General features: G+C 38.9%; 12 protein-coding genes and 1 pseudogene. 9 read left to right on the forward strand and 4 right to left on the reverse strand.

The genetic code is table 11. From position 1 onward, the window contains the following. The first annotated feature begins 9 nt into the window (after positions 1 to 9). Positions 10 to 1,989, forward strand: a complete 1,980-nt coding sequence (locus H6G68_RS13895; protein WP_190907176.1) for a primary-amine oxidase — start codon at positions 10 to 12, stop codon at positions 1,987 to 1,989. Between the two features lie 128 nt (positions 1,990 to 2,117). Here H6G68_RS13895 and H6G68_RS13900 read toward each other — a convergent pair whose 3' ends face one another. Next, the gene (locus H6G68_RS13900; RefSeq protein WP_190907177.1) at positions 2,118 to 2,807 is read right to left on the reverse strand and encodes a Uma2 family endonuclease; all 690 of its coding nucleotides are present in this window, start codon (positions 2,805 to 2,807) and stop codon (positions 2,118 to 2,120) included. Between the two features lie 334 nt (positions 2,808 to 3,141). Between H6G68_RS13900 and bchB the strand changes: the two genes are divergently transcribed. The 7 genes and pseudogenes from bchB (at position 3,142) to H6G68_RS13935 (ending at position 11,877) form a co-directional block, all read left to right on the forward strand. Then, the gene (bchB, locus tag H6G68_RS13905) at positions 3,142 to 4,668 is read left to right on the forward strand and encodes a ferredoxin:protochlorophyllide reductase (ATP-dependent) subunit B (RefSeq protein ID WP_190907178.1); all 1,527 of its coding nucleotides are present in this window, start codon (positions 3,142 to 3,144) and stop codon (positions 4,666 to 4,668) included. A gap of 153 nt (positions 4,669 to 4,821) precedes the next feature. Next, positions 4,822 to 5,196, forward strand: a complete 375-nt coding sequence (locus H6G68_RS13910; protein ID WP_190907179.1) for a hypothetical protein — start codon at positions 4,822 to 4,824, stop codon at positions 5,194 to 5,196. Positions 5,197 to 5,315: 119 nt separating this feature from the next. After that, on the forward strand, positions 5,316 to 5,672 hold the full coding sequence (locus tag H6G68_RS13915; RefSeq protein WP_190907180.1) for a hypothetical protein: 357 nt from the start codon (positions 5,316 to 5,318) through the stop codon (positions 5,670 to 5,672). Between the two features lie 184 nt (positions 5,673 to 5,856). After that, positions 5,857 to 6,150 carry a type II toxin-antitoxin system Phd/YefM family antitoxin gene (locus H6G68_RS13920; RefSeq protein ID WP_190907181.1) on the forward strand — a complete coding sequence of 98 codons (294 nt, stop codon included), beginning with the start codon at positions 5,857 to 5,859 and terminating at the stop codon, positions 6,148 to 6,150. 70 nt (positions 6,151 to 6,220) lie between these two features. Further along, positions 6,221 to 6,430 (forward strand): annotated as a pseudogene (locus H6G68_RS13925) (Txe/YoeB family addiction module toxin); the annotation flags it as partial. A gap of 510 nt (positions 6,431 to 6,940) precedes the next feature. Continuing rightward, on the forward strand, positions 6,941 to 10,027 hold the full coding sequence (locus tag H6G68_RS13930; RefSeq protein WP_190907182.1) for a plasmid replication protein, CyRepA1 family: 3,087 nt from the start codon (positions 6,941 to 6,943) through the stop codon (positions 10,025 to 10,027). A gap of 233 nt (positions 10,028 to 10,260) precedes the next feature. Continuing rightward, positions 10,261 to 11,877: a tetratricopeptide repeat protein gene (locus H6G68_RS13935; protein ID WP_190907183.1), complete on the forward strand. Its 1,617-nt coding sequence runs from the start codon at positions 10,261 to 10,263 to the stop codon at positions 11,875 to 11,877. A 110-nt stretch (positions 11,878 to 11,987) separates the two neighbouring features. Here the strand turns inward: H6G68_RS13935 and H6G68_RS13940 are convergent, their stop codons facing one another. The 3 genes from H6G68_RS13940 to pgl form a co-directional block, all read right to left on the reverse strand. Further along, positions 11,988 to 12,725: a M50 family metallopeptidase gene (locus tag H6G68_RS13940; protein ID WP_190907184.1), complete on the reverse strand. Its 738-nt coding sequence runs from the start codon at positions 12,723 to 12,725 to the stop codon at positions 11,988 to 11,990. 86 nt (positions 12,726 to 12,811) lie between these two features. Beyond that, positions 12,812 to 13,747, reverse strand: coding sequence for an FHA domain-containing protein (locus H6G68_RS13945; protein WP_190907185.1), 936 nt, complete (start codon positions 13,745 to 13,747; stop codon positions 12,812 to 12,814). 92 nt (positions 13,748 to 13,839) lie between these two features. After that, positions 13,840 to 14,562 (reverse strand): 6-phosphogluconolactonase, encoded by a 723-nt coding sequence (gene pgl / locus H6G68_RS13950; RefSeq protein WP_190907186.1) that lies wholly within the window; start codon positions 14,560 to 14,562, stop codon positions 13,840 to 13,842. 334 nt (positions 14,563 to 14,896) lie between these two features. Here pgl and H6G68_RS13955 point away from each other — a divergent pair, with 334 nt between their 5' ends. Continuing rightward, a complete protein-coding gene (locus tag H6G68_RS13955) occupies positions 14,897 to 15,868 on the forward strand; it encodes a tetratricopeptide repeat protein (protein WP_190907187.1) in 972 nt (323 codons plus the stop codon). Positions 15,869 to 15,870: the final 2 nt, after the last annotated feature.

Below are 15,870 nucleotides of genomic sequence, written 5' to 3' on the forward strand. Positions count from 1 at the left end.
TCAAGCAGAATGATTAAGAGGCTGAATCATTTTTTTAAGGTAGTTATTACCATTTTTCTTTTTTTGACAATCTCCCTAGGATTTTCTGATACTACATTTGCTCAGGAATCAGTTATTTCTCATCCTCTAAATCCTTTAACTGAAGTTGAAATCAACGCAGCTGTAGATATACTCAAACAGAAAAAATCCTTGAGTGAAACAGCATTTTTCCCAATGATTGCTTTGCAAGAACCTGATAAAAAAGAAGTCTTGAATTTTACACCTGGCAAACCATTTCAGCGCCAGGTTTTTTTGGTAGTTTATGAGCGCGAACTCAATAAAACCTTTGAAGGCATAATTGATCTCACCACGAACAGCTTAACATCCTGGCAAGAAAAAACGGGTGTTCAGCCGGCAATTCTTCCTCCAGATTATGAACTAGTTAGAGAAATAGTTACCTCTGATATTCGCTGGCAAAAAGCCATGAACAGGAGAGGAATTAAAGATTTTAACCAAGTACAAATCAGTTGTTGGTCATCAGGAATACTGACCAAAGAAGAAACAAAAGCAGGTAATCGTCTTTGTCGAGTCTTGTCTTATTATCGAGGTAAATCATGGAATTATTACGCCCGTCCCATTGAAGGGCTTTTAGTTACCGTCAATTTAAATAAAGAAGAAATTGCTAGTTTTGTGGATAACGGTGTAGTTCCTATTTCCCAAGAAAACTGGGATTATGACATTAAGTCATTTAGCAAATTACTTTCACCACCCAAACCATTAAAAATTGTCCAATCTGATGGTCATAGTTTCCAAATTCAAGGCAATGAAATTACTTGGCAAGGTTGGAAATTTCGTTATTTAATGCATCCCCGTGAAGGCTTGGTTTTATACCTGGCTAGTTATAACGACGGTGAAAAAAATCGTCCTGTATTGTATCGTGCCAGTTTATCAGAAATGGCAGTACCTTATGGTGATACAAATCCTAATTGGTCATTTCGTAATGCCTTTGATGTTGGTGAATACAACATTGGTTTATTAGCGAATCAAATGGAATTAGGTCAAGAAATTCCCGAAAATGGTATTTTACTTGATGCGGTGTTTGCTAATGGGGAAGGAGAAGCTTATACAATGCCAGGAGTAATTGGTATTTATGAACAAGATAACGGCGTATTGTGGAAACATTTTGATTATAGTACCCAGAAAAATTATGTGCGTCGCAGTCGTGAATTAGTAATGAAGATGACGACGGCAGTTGATAATTATGACTACAGCATCAATTGGATATTTCACCAAGACGGTACTTTAGAAGTACAAAATGAGTTAACAGGGATTGTATTAGCACAGGGGACAGCAGCAAGAAAACAGGATAATAATAACTTTGGACGATTGATAGCTAAGAATATATTTGGAGTCAATCATCAGCATTTCTTTAATTATCGTCTAGATTTAGATGTTGACGGACAGGCTAATTCCGTGATGGAAATGAATGTTGCAGCTTTGCCAATCAGTGATAAAAATCCTTTAGGAAATGCCATTACTGTAGAAGACACTTTCTTAACAAAAGAAAAAACTGCTGTTCGTGATTTAGATATCAAACACAGTCGAGAATGGATGATTGCTAGTGCAGATAAACAGAATAGTTTAGGTGTTGCTCCTGCATATATGTTGATGCCGGGAGGAAATACAATTATGTATGCTGTAGAAGGTGCGAAGATCCGAGAAAAAGCTGCTTTTGCAACTCATCATCTCTGGGTGACAAAATATAAACCCGGTGAAATGTATGCAGGTGGAGATTATCCCAATCAAACAAAAATGGGAGAAGGTTTACCAAAATATATTGCTGATAATGAGTCTTTGCAAAATGAAGATATTGTTGTTTGGTACACAATGGGAATGACTCATGTTCCCCGTCCAGAAGATTGGCCTGTAATGCCACGACACCAAGTTGGGTTTAAGTTGATGCCGAGGGGGTTTTTTAGTAGGAATCCGGCGATTAATTTGGGTGAGTAAATTAGCTTTAAATTAGTTTTGTAGAGACTTTCACCTCGTTACCTGTCAGAGACAGGTAATGGAATCGAAAAAAAAAATGGCAGTTAAACAAACACAATTAGACCTTTTAAATGAAACATAAAAATAGGTTAATCAGTACCTAATTTCTGTATAAAATTCGTGTGTTCAACAGACTGTAAACCAACTTGTAAAACATTCAACACACTTTGCATATTACCTGTTAATAATTCATTTACCGCTAACCATAAACCTGGAAATACCCGACTTTGTAAAATTCCATCTTGATCAGGTGCTAATTCTAAATATTCACCTTGTTCCAGAGAAAACCAAGTCAATTTTTGGTCTAAAACTTGCCAAACAATATATTCTTTGACACCATTACGGCGATAAGCTTGTTTTTTGCCATGTAGGTCAATAGCTGCACTACTAGCAGCAATTTCCACAACTAACTCTGGCGCACCTTCAATATAATCGTCCTCACTAAGTCTAGTTTGTCCACCTGCTTCTGGTGTAATAATCAGAATTGCATCAGGTTGAGGTTCGTTATCTAAATCTAAACGCACTGTAGGTTCAACTCCTAATGCCACACCGGGAGTCATAGCTTCATAACTAAACAACCAACCAATTATCCGACCATGAGGTTGACCATGACTTCTAAAACGCAGAGCAGCAGGCATAATATAAACTATTCCTTCGATTAATTCGGCTTTTTTAGGTTTAGGGATGGCATTATATCGACGCTCAAATTCATAACGAGTGAGTTTGTCGCCGTTTGTCAAAGGAGGAATTGTCGAAGCCAGAAAGGGTATTTTTACCATAATTTTTGTAATGGGTAATGAAGCCGATAATTAACCCTATGGTGTATATTTTAGCGAATTATTGATCAAGGAAGTCATGTAAAGCGCTATTTAGGCGATCGCTAAAAATTGATCAAAACATTGGTCAAATCATTAAGATTTATTTACTTAAACAACATGAATATTGTTTAAATCAACAGCCATAACCCAGTCAGAAACTAGGTCTTACTGCCTCCCGCATCAAATAACCTCGCAACAAACCTTATTTGTTCATAGCCAGTAGGTTTGAGAAAATCAGAAGCGATTTAATAATCAAGCACTTATAGTTATTGAACTTGTCAAGGGAGAACACAGGATGAAGTTAGCTTACTGGATGTATTCAGGCCCCGCCCACATTGGAACTTTGCGGATTGCGAGTTCTTTTAAAAATGTTCATGCAATCATGCACGCCCCACTAGGTGATGACTACTTTAACGTCATGCGTTCCATGCTATCGCGGGAGAGGAACTTTACCCCAGTTACAACCAGTGTGGTTGATAGAAACGTTTTAGCCCGTGGTTCTCAAGAAAAGGTGGTAGATAATATCACCCGCAAAGACGCTGAAGAACACCCCGATTTAATTGTTTTAACCCCCACCTGCACCTCCAGCATTTTGCAAGAAGACTTACACAACTTTGTGGAAAGGGCGCAGTTGGAAGCTAAAGGTGACGTAATGCTGGCGGACGTGAACCATTACCGCTACAACGAATTACAAGCCGCAGACCGAACTCTACAACAAATCGTTCAATATTACATTGAGAAAGCCCGTAAGCGTGGGGAACTCCCAACAGGAAAAACAGCTAAACCCTCAGTTAACATCTTTGGTATTTCTACCCTTGGTTTCCACAACAACCACGACTGTACCGAACTGAAACGGTTAATGGCTGATTTGGGAATTGAGGTAAATACTGTCATTCCTGAAGGTGCTTCGGTACACGAGTTAAAAACTATGCCTCAAGCTTGGTTTAACTTAGTTCCTTACCGCGAACTTGGGTTAACAACAGCTAAATATTTAGAAGAAGAATTCGGGACTCCTTACGTAGATATTACGCCGATGGGTGTTGTGGAAACTGCAAGATGTATCCGCAAAATTCAGCAGGTAATTAATGCTCAAGGTGGTGAAGTTGATTACGAAGACTTCATTAATGAGCAAACTCTCCATGTATCCCAAGCTGCTTGGTTCTCCCGTTCGATTGACTGTCAGAACTTGACTGGGAAGAAAGCGGTGGTATTTGGTGATAATACCCATGCTGCTGCTTTGACTAAGATTTTGTCACGGGAAATGGGGATTCATGTGGTTTGGGCTGGTACTTATTGCAAGTATGATGCTGACTGGTTTAGAGAACAGGTGAGCGAATATTGCGATGAGGTATTGATTACAGACGATCATGGAGAAATTGGGGATGCGATCGCTCGCGTTGAACCTTCTGCTATATTTGGAACACAGATGGAACGTCACGTTGGTAAACGTTTGGACATTCCTTGCGGTGTAATTGCAGCACCTATTCACGTGCAGAATTTCCCCATTGGTTACAAACCATTTATGGGTTATGAAGGCACAAATCAAATCACTGATTTAATCTACAATTCCTTCACTTTGGGAATGGAAGATCACTTATTAGAAATCTTTGGTGGACACGATACAAAAGAAGTAATTACCAAAGGAATTTCTGCGGAATCTGGTTTGAATTGGACAAAAGATGGACAAGCAGAATTGAATAAGATTCCTGGTTTTGTGCGCGGTAAAGTGAAGCGAAATACCGAAAAGTTTGCCCGTGAGCGTGGGTTTAAAGATATCTCGGCTGAGGTTTTGTATGCAGCTAAGGAGTCTGTAGGGGCTTAGGTTTAGGGGTTAATTGAGAAGATTAAGGGGTAAGGATTCATTGAGGATCTTTACCCCTTAATTGTGTTGATTAAAAGGGTTGACAAAGAACCAATGTCTGGGATATAGTCAATACTATTATTATGCAAACTTCTATAAGAAAATAAATTAAATATGAATCAAGATAAAGCAGCATTACTTGCGGCGCTCCTTGAGGCTGGCATTAAGCATAACCCTGAAGAGATTGTGCAGATTGCCCAGCAACCTGATGGCAAAATCGTGTTTTTGGAAGAGGGTAACGCTGACGCAGGACTCCAGCACATATTAGAAAAACATTCTTCACAATTTGCAGATCAAGGAATAGAAACAGACCAGATAGCAGATGCAATTATTACAGCAGTAACCGAAGGAAAAATAGTTGGGTATCAAGGAAGAAAAAAAACTCGCCCTATTTATGAAGTTAACTTTAATGGCAAAACCCTTTATATATCTGTGACTGTAAGCGATAATGGATATATAGTTGGAGCTAACCCCAAAACTTCCCTATAACTCAATACGGTTCAGTTAACTAAATCATAAGGGGTTGAAACCATTGAAATTTCGTTACCTAATAGTATCTGAAAAACCCTTAACTGAACCGTATTGCCCTATAACTTGGTAAAGTGACTATGGCAAAAAAAATCAAACTCATGGCCGATTATGGATGCTACCCACTATGGTGGGCTAGTTCTGATAAAGCTGGAGATATTGATCCAGAAACGATGCCATTAAGTAAAGAAACTATTAGCCGGTTGGAAAAATGGGCTGACATTTACGATACAAAGTTGAACTGGGAAGATCCTAATTCATCAGGTTTTCCCAGTTTAAAGGCTAAAGATGCTTTTGAAAAAGAAGGTATTAGTTTGTGGAAGCAACTGCAAAAAGAACTTGCACCTGATTATAAAGTTGTCTATTTCAGTGAGAAATTACGTAAAGTTGTAAGTGACACAGATGAATTAAAATCTTTACGTACTATCTATGCTTAACGAATAGTCAACAAAAAAGTAAGCGATGACAACCAAACTCATGGCTGATTCTGGATGTTACCCTAACAGTAGGCAAATGCTTATAAAGGGTAACATTCATATTAATTATTAAAATTTAACTTGAACTATAAATAGCAGCCATAAAGCCCGTATTGTCAGCTACAGCATGAGGAAAAATCCCACTATGTCCAACCAAACAAATTTAACAGATGCTCGTAATAACCTAGCTGACATCTGCGCTCAAGTAGTTGCAGATAGAGAAGTAATGATTATTACCCAACCTGACGGTGAAAACGTCGCCTTAATTGCTGCTGACGAATTAGAAAGTTTATTAGAAACAACTCATTTACTGCGCTCCCCTAAAAATGCAGCACGTCTTTTAACAGCTTTAGAAAGAGCAAAAGCCAGAACTTTAAAACCGCAAAGTATCAACGAACTACGTCAGGAGTTGGGAATTGACGAAAAAAAAGAAAGATGAATCAAAACCCTCAGAAATTAAAATTCGGGATGCTGTTTTTCATCCAGAATTTCGGTAAGACCTTGCTTTTTGGGTAGATACAAACCGTAAAACTGCGCTGCGTGCTTTTAATTTAATTGAAGCAATTATGCGAGAGCCTTTTACTGGTATTGGAAAACCAGAACCTCTGAAATATTTAGATTCAGATGCGTGGTCACGACGACTTACCCAAGAACATCGAATTGTTTATCTAGTTAGTGATGACAGGATTGATTTTCTACAAGCTAGATTTCATTATTGAAACTTGGGTAAATATTGAAGATGAGACAAGACAAACAGCTTAAAGTATAATCTTTGAGTCCGTTTTAACGGACTTCGGCTATTAGACTGGGAATTAATTCCCAGGTGGGTTAGAAAGCTGAGTGAGAATATTGTAAATAAGAAAATTTATATACTGTAATAATATATTTTTATATCCCTTTTAATAAACTTCTAGTAAAAATTATTACAATTAACTTGACAGCTATTACACCTTGACAAATTCCCTTCTTACAGGTTAGGAGTACATTTCTACTATTTACCAAATAGAAGATTTACTGATAAATAAAAATTTATAGCAGCTAAATATCACAATACAAACTTATTATTTCCACCATTCAACCGCCCAAATCACCAATTTGAGTATTCACCGAAGTATCTCTCAAAACAATGTAATAAAAGTATCATAAAAATATCGCAAATTCTTCTATAGAAAATTAGCAGATGCGTGTTAAGGTTTTAATTTCGTTGTCTTCCCCTAGCGCTTCTGCCCATGCATCTGCATTATTTACACCCCCAACACCTTGAAGAATTAGTCAAGGTTAATGGTATTTCTTTACACATAGCCCAACTAAATTTCAAATCGCTTCAAGGCGTGAATGCCTATGAATATCTGCTGATCTCCGACCAACTGCCCCGCACCAATACTGGCATGATAAAAAACGGCTGGTTACAGCGTTACAGCCACATTACAGAAGGTGGTTGGTGGTGTTCTGGACGAGATCCTCTTAACAATTGGCAAATGATGGAATGGGGATGCTTTAAACCCAGTCAACCCCGACAAAATCAAAATGGCAAATCTATTAAATATGAACATCCCCCCAGCACACCAACGCGGGTATTTTGTTTGCGGGTGACATTGCAAATTTGGCAGCAAGTTTCCCAACGTTATCAAATTGCCATGCCTGACAATATTAGCATTACTGAAGATGGCGAAGCCGTCGGTTTTTGGCAATGGATAATGGAATCTAACATTGCGATCATTATTTGCGAAGGTGTGAAAAAAGCAGCCGCATTATTAACACAAGGATATGCTGCTATTGCTATTCCGGGAATTACCAGCGGTTATCGAGTTATTAAAGATGAATTTGGCAAAGTTACTCGTCGTCAATTAATACCTGATTTAGCTATATTCGCTAAAACTAAACGTAATTTTTATATTTGTTTTGATTTTGAAATTCAAGCTAAAAAAATTGCTGCTGTTAATAATGCTATTTCCCAACTTGGTTGTTTATTTCAACAAGAAAACTGTCCTGTAAAAGTTGTTGAACTACCAGGAAAAGAAAAAGGTGTTGATGAGTTTATCGTCGCCAAAGGTGCAACCAGTTTCGATAAAGTTTATCGCCAAAGTGTTGATTTAGAAATTTATCTTGCCCAAACCAAACCCCACACAGATTTAACAATTCCGGCTGCACTAACTGTGAATGTTCCCTATTTAGGTGAACTACCTTTTCCTACCTCTGGTTTGGTGGGAGTTAAATCAGCTAAAGGCACAGGTAAAACCACAGGATTGCAAGCTGTTGTTACTAAAGCCAAAAATCGTAATCAACCAGTTTTATTAATTACTCACAGAATCCTTTTAGGGCGGTTTTTGTGTGAAAAAATTGGGATTAATTGGGGAATAAATAAAACAGAATGGTTTGTGGAAAATGAGCCTGAACTACCAATTACTCAATCTTTCGGTTTATGTATTGATTCTATTTGGAAACTGAAGCCAGAAGATTGGCAAGGTGCAATAATTATTTTAGATGAAGTAGAACAATCTTTATGGCATTTACTCAACAGTAATACTTGTAAACAAAAGCGGGTAAGAATTCTTAAATTATTCCAAGAACTGATTTCTACAGTTTTAACAACTGGGGGTTTAGTAATTGCCCAAGATGCAGATTTATCAGATGTTTCTCTAGAATATTTACAAGGATTATCAGGAATAAAATTAACTCCTTGGGTGGTTGTCAATGAATGGAAACCTCAGCAAGGTTGGGATGTGACTTTTTATGATTCTCCTAACCCAACACCTTTAATTCATCAACTAGAATTGGATTTAATTGCTGGACGTAAATGTTATGTGACTACGGATAGTCGGACTGGACGTTACAGTTGTGAAACTATTGAAGGTTACTTAAGGCAAAGATTACAGAAATTAAGAAAAGAATTTCCTAATACATTGGTAGTTAGTAGCCATACTACTAATACACCAGGTCATGCAGCGGTTGATTTTATAGGCGCTATTAATCAAAAAATAACCGATTATGAAACCGTTTTTGTTACTCCTAGTTTGGGGACAGGAATTAGTATTGATGTCCAACATTTTGACCGGGTTTATGGCATTTTTCAAGGGGTAATTCCTGACTCAGAAGCACGACAAGCTTTAGCTAGAGTCCGGGATGATGTACCGCGAGTTGTTTGGTGTGCTAAACGCGGTATTGGCTTAATTGGTAGCGGGAGTACAAATTATCGGTTGTTATCTTATTGGTATCAGGAAAATCAAAAAGAAAATTTGGCTTTGCTGAGTCATTTACATAAAATAGATGTTGATTTACCTTTGGTTTATGACCCCATTCATTTAAGAACTTGGGCTAAATTATCTGCTAGAGTAAATGCTTCTATTCGTCTTTATCGTCAATCGATGCAAGATGGTTTAATTACAGATGGGCATCACATCCAGATGCGGAGTAATGCAGTTCAAAATAATATTCTTCGGGATTTACGTTTGGCATTTTATGCCACGGATTCTAGTGATATAGAAACCCGAAAACGGTTAATTTTACAAATTGTGAAAGTGCAGAAAGATTGGGCGCAAAGTCGCCAGAAAGCTAAAGACATTAAACGCAAAATTCAAGATATTAAAATCCACAATCAATTATTCGCTGCAACTGCTGTTGCTAATGCTAAAGATATTGATTATGTGGAATATGAACAACTATTAATTAAGCATTCTTTGAGTGAAATCGAACGTCAAGAAATTAATAAATATATCCTCAGACAAAGGTATGGAGTTGAAGTTACTCCGCTGTTGAAGTTGCAAGATGATAAAGGATATTATGGACAATTGCTAATTCACTATTATCTAACTCATGAAAGTGAATATTTTCATGTCAGAGATGAGCAAGAATGGTATCAGCAATTATCTTGGGGTGAGGGTAAAGTTTTTCTGCCAGATTTAAGGACTTATACTCTGAAAGTTGAGGCTATGATAGCTTTAGGAATGCTCCAGTTTTTGGAACCAGAAAGAGTATTTAGTGAAAGTGATGCTGATTTAATTTGGTTAAAAAATGTTGCTGTTCAGAACAGTAAACATATTAAAAGAGCGTTGGGTATTGATTTGGTGAGAGGGAACGAAGTTGTTTCTGGAATTAAGATCATTAACCGCATATTAAATTTATTGGGTTTGCGACTGAAACAGGTAAATAATGTTTATCAAATTGATTTAGAATCATTAACAGATGGTAGAGAAAAAATCTTTGCAGTTTGGCAACAAAGAGATGAGTTGATGTTAAATCATCTGCAAGGCGTTGATTGTGTTTTAGAATTGAAGAGTGGGCGATTAGAAGTTGCTATAGCAGGTGACAGGAAGTGACAGGTGACAGTGCTAAAAGTCTCTTGGTGTCTAAGTTGTAGCATTAGTAGATGTCCTAACCGCCTTGTCCGTTGCTATGCTACTTAAATAATTCAAAATTCAGCTTTTTTCAACGCAAAGGTACGCGGAGGTTAGCGCAAAGGTACGCAGAGATTTTCTCAAGATAATTCGCTATGTTCCAAAATAATTAGGTGCATCTTCATAGAAAATTGGTATTAATCACAAAAAATTACATGAATGCTGAAGAGTTGATAAATCAGGGATTAAAGAAAAAGTTAGGGGGGGATTTTCAAGGAGCTATTGCGCTATTTAACCAAGCAATAGAGTTAGAACCCATTCTAGCTAAAGCTTACGAAGAAAGGGGAAATGTTTACTTGGTTTTAGAAGAATATGAAAAAGCGATCGCAGATTATCAGCAAGCAATAGATAATAGTATTCAATTGGAGCCGAATCTCTATTTCGATATTGCTAAGGCTTTTCATGGCCGGGGGTTAGCTAATTTTAATCGCGGGTGTTATCAGGAAGCTATTGCAGATATCAACAAAGCTTTGGAGTATTATCCTAATTTTGCCGCAGCTTATAGCAATCGGGGTAATATTTACCATAGTATCGGTCAATATACAGAAGCGATCGCAGATTATAATCAAGCAATAGCCCTAAATCCCAACTTTGCCGAAGCTTATCATAATCGTGGTAATAGCCGTTACGCTCTTCAAGAATATCAGGGTGCAATCGCAGATTATAACCAAGCAATACATTTAAAACCCAATTTTGCGGAAGCTTACTACAACCGAGCTTTGCTTTTTTGTCATCTGGCCAAATATGACAAAGCCATGCAAGACTTTAACCAAGCTATTAAACTCAATCCTGATGATGTTCAAGCATACTACCAGCGGGGTTTGCTGCGTAGTACTTTGGGAGATGATGAAGCAGCAATTCAAGACTTTAACCAAGCATTACAAGAAAATCCTACCCTAGATGTAGTTTACGGCTTTCGGGCTAATGCGCGTCAGCGATTGGGAGACTATCAAGGTGCAATTGAAGATAGCAATCGACAAATACAACTTAATCCTACTTTAGCCACAGGATATTGCGATCGCGCTACGGCTCGATTTTCTCTAGGAGACTATCCAGGCGCAATTAAAGATTATAATCAGGCATTACAGATAAATTCAAATTTAGCAGCTGCTTATTATGGAAGAGCTATTACTTATCAAGCTTTAGAGGATTTTTCCGCAGCAATTGCAGACTATAACCAAGCAATCAAAATTGAACCGCATTTTCCCCAAGCTTACTGCAATCGGGGTAACGCTCGGTGGCAGGAAGGAGATGAACAAGGAGCAATTACAGACTATAACCAAGCATTAGCACAAAATCCTGATTTAGTCACAGCTTATTACAACCGGGGTTTGAGCCGCTATGCCTTAAAAGACTTCGTAGGCGCAATCCAAGATTATACTGAAGCATTAAGGTTAAATCCCCAATTAGCCAGATTTTATAGCGATCGCGCTAATGCCTACTATGCCCTACAAGACTATAAAAAAGCAATAGCCGATTACAACCAGGCAATAATCATCAATTCTCAGGTAGCTCAGGACTGGTTTAACCGGGGTCGGAGCCATTTTTGGTTAGGAAACTCAAAAGCAGCGCTAAGAGACTTAAATCAAGCCTTAAAACTCCAACCGTCTTCAGCTTCCGCTTATCTAATGCGGGCAAATATTCGCCGACATTTGGGAGATAAGCAAAATGCTATTGACGACTTCCGCAAATCAGCTAACCTTTATTATCAAGAAGGAAAAATAAAAAACTACCGACAAATTATTAAATTGATTGAAGAAATCCAAACTTAGTCCTATCACTAACAACACTGAAAGATTAGCTATCTTCTTCCTTCTTTCTTTACTTCGCGCTCTTTGCGTCTTTGCGGTTCATTTAATCCGTATTTTTTTGTAGGAAATCCCTAAGAACGATAGGCAACCCGTAGACTTTGAACTAAAATCACCAAAGAAGCCACAGCCATCAAACCACCCCAAAACCAATAAGGTAAAAACAAATACCGCTGCATTTGAGCCGTATCAGAAAGCCCCAAAGAACCAGCACTATAGCTAAATAGATAATTTAATTGGTGATAGGTACTCACGCAAGCTTGCACACCTAAAAATTGAATTGCAAAACCCTGAACCCAACGGGGAGCCTTCAAAGCAATTCCCAGAATAATGACACCCAGTACCGGAATTGCAATCAACCCAAACCAAGAACGCACCCAAACTAATGTAGACAGCAGTAAAAAACCCCCTAAAATCTTCAAACTCAAAGAAGCTGCTTTAAAACTGCGGGAAGCGAGAATCAAAGCAGCACCGGCGATAGGTGGACCCATTGGCCCTGCCGCAGCTACCATTGCAGGCCCAATCGGAGCCAATGTAGAGCGCATAGTATAAGTAGCCACACCAGAACCATTACTAAAAATTTCCAACTTCTGAAAATTTCCCCCTAACATCAACGCCATCAAGCCGTGACCCATTTCGTGAAACCAAGTGGCTAAAATAGTAAATGGGTATAAAATATAATCGCCGTTTGGTAATTGCCACAAAAATACAGTAGCGATCGCTGCGCCTATCAGCCAATTTAACCCCATGCGTTCAACTTCTGCGGGGGCTTCTTGAGTCAGAAAAGGTTCAAAATCTTTTGGTTTCCTCATTGGTTAGGTTCCTAATTATGAATTCGTAATTGGTAATTATTCATTATTAATTACCAATTACAAACTAAGAATTACGAATTATTTGTCTAAGAAAGTTGAAATAAGAACGTTACCAAATCTCCTTTACCCAGACTGATGCGATCGCCTGGACGTAAGCGGTGTCTGTTCCCTGGTAATAGCGGCAAATTATTAATGTAAGTGCCGTTGGAACTACCCACATCTTCAATATAATGAGCGTCTCCCTCAACGCGAATATCTGCATGAATCCGCGAGACAATTTCGGAACTTGGAAATCCAGCTACATCGATATCGGGAGGAATCCGGTCATTAGGCTTACCAATATGCACCACAGAGAGATTTTGCGGCAATTCAATTTCCTGATTACTTTGGACATGAAATAGCCGCGCCACAACTTGCTGTAATTGAGTTCTCGATGCAGTCACTGTTTGTAGTACTGGTTCCGGTTCCGGTGCGGATTGAACCACAACAACTGGTTCTGGCTCAGGTGCTGGTGGTATGAAAACAACCGGCTCAGGAACTACAGCTATAGGTGGAGGTGGTGTGACAGGCGGTAGTGGGGGGGTAATTTCTGCCACAACTGGTGGTGTGACAGGCGGTAGTGGGGGGGTAATTTCTGCCACAACTGGTGGTGTGACAGGCGGTAGTGGGGGTGTTGGTATTGGTTCGGGCGCTACTGAAACTACTGTAAGTGGAAGGGTAGAATTAGCAGGAGTGTTGAGTCCCAAAGCGTCAGGTTGTAAAAGTTCTAACATCGGGTCAGGTGTAACCAATGGTGGTACTTCCACAGGGATGTCAGGAGCAACGGTTGGTGCTACTGCTGTGGCTACCATTGCAGCGTTTGAGTGTAGGTTATAGCCACACTGACCACAGAAAGCAGCATCTGCCTGCACTGTTGCCCCACAGCTAGGGCAATTAGTAGTCGCTGGCAAGGGTGTATAGCAAGCTTCACACTGAACAGCGCCGTCTGGGTTGGGATGATTGCAATTCGGGCAGACGATCATGGATTTAAGCCTTTGTCAAGGTCATCGTAAAATATAGTACTAGCAAGCAAAAGTCAGTTATCAGTTTCTTCACTGTTGACTGATTTAAGGTTTTAAGGTTTCAGTTCCAAACCAGCTGCTGCATCCAGCAGCCACACAAGTTCTCCTTGGGGTTTAATTAAGCGAGATGGATAAGCGAAATCATCAGCTTCGGATGCGAAGACTTGGGCTAAAGCAGGTCTTTTATTAGCACCAGCAGCTAAGAAAATCACACTACGAGCAGCGTTAATGAATGGGTAAGTGAAGGTAATGCGCTGACTACTGTCTTTATTACCTACAGTAATCAAGCGATCGCATACTTTAAGCGCTTCTGTATGGGGAAACAATGATGCAGTATGGGCATCATCACCCATTCCCAATAAAACTACATCCAATGCAGGGAACTTTCCTGGTACAGAATGGAAAAATTCTTGCAAATGCCGTTCATATTTAGCAGCATCTACGGCAGGATTGGCTGATAAAGTTGGTACAGCATGAATGTTTGCTGCTGGAATAGGAACACGATCTAGCCAAGCGCGACGTGCCATCAGTTCATTGCTATCAGGATGATCTGGTACGACATAACGCTCATCTCCCCAGAACACATGAATTTTATCCCAAGTCAACTTTTGATTACCTATCGCTTCATACAAGGGCTTAGGTGTGCTACCACCAGATAAGGCAATAGTAAATTGTCCCCGTTGCTGAATAGCCGTTTCCAATTTCGATAAGATCAAATCTAGCGCCCGTGCAACCAGCGCTGGTTGATCCGGTAGAACTTCAACCGTTTTGTTCATGGCTTCATCATTACATAACCGGCTTCCAGCAATACAATACCGAACTTCTGACAGTTTCCCTTTTTAACTTTTGAAACTTTTAACATCATCCAGTTAATTGGGAAATAATCAACCTAGAGGTTCTTTATCACCATTCATGGTTATTTGTCAGTAGTCAGTTGTACTAACCGCCAATAATCATCGCAGAGGATAGCTTGAAGAATAAAGCTCCCTGTAGGGGGAACGTAACGAATCAATACTTAATAAATCGCTTTAGATATATAGGACTAATATTTGATTTTCAAGAGTATTATTAAGTAAATATACCATAAAAATGTAACATACTGAACTGAATATGCGTGTACGTCAACCTTGTGCAGAACATGAGTTAGAACTGCAACTTGTTCATGATAGCCCCTTGGAGTTAACTTTTCAGCGTGGAAATATTGCCCAATCAACTGTAATTAAAACTGCTAAGGAAAAGTGGTTTGTCAACACAATAGCTGTAGCCGTCTGGGTTTGCGGGATTGGTTTCGGCTGCCATATTATTTTGAATAGTTTTCATGTTTTTACACATCTTGTACAGCTTGCTAATATGCTATTTCATGTTTTGATGTGGGGCATACCTGTTATTTTTATCATATTCATTTATATACTTTATTCTCCATGCTTCATCATCTGGACATTTGATCAAACTACCAAACACCTACTGCAAATCAAAACTAATTTATTGGGAAAACACCAAAAACGTATATTTGACTTCAGTCAGATTCAAGCTATCCAAGTTGAACAGGACTACGATTCGGATTTTCAGTCTTTTGAATGTAGCGAGTTGTATGTTGTGCTGAAATCTGGTCAGCAAATCACTCTTAGCCAAAGTTCTTATGAATCAAATCGACGCAAAAAAGCGATCGCGCTGAAACATCATCGAGAACTTGCTGAAAAAATGCGCTCCTTTGTGGGATTGGGTAATGAAGCCATTCCCATAAACGAAAGAGCAGAAGCTGTTTATATCCCCAGTGAAGAGGAAATTAATCAAGAACTAGAAGCTGGTCGTAAATTGGCGAAACAAGTCTTTGGCACGTTATTTTCTAGCAAAGCAAAGAAACAAGAAACGCTACAAGAATTGCGTTCACAGGTGAATCAAGATCCAACCAACCCAGCTGCTTGGGAAAGTTTAGCTATGATGCTAGGACTACAGCGAGATACACAATTGGAGTGTATTAAGGCTTATCATCAGGCAGAAACACTTTATCGTCAGATGGGAGATACAGATAAAGCAAAAGAGATCCAATCATTGATCAAACGTGTTAATAAAAGCCTTTGATG

This window comes from Anabaena catenula FACHB-362 (assembly GCF_014698735.1).
In the GTDB taxonomy this organism is placed as follows: Bacteria; Cyanobacteriota; Cyanobacteriia; order Cyanobacteriales; family Nostocaceae; genus Anabaena; species Anabaena variabilis_A.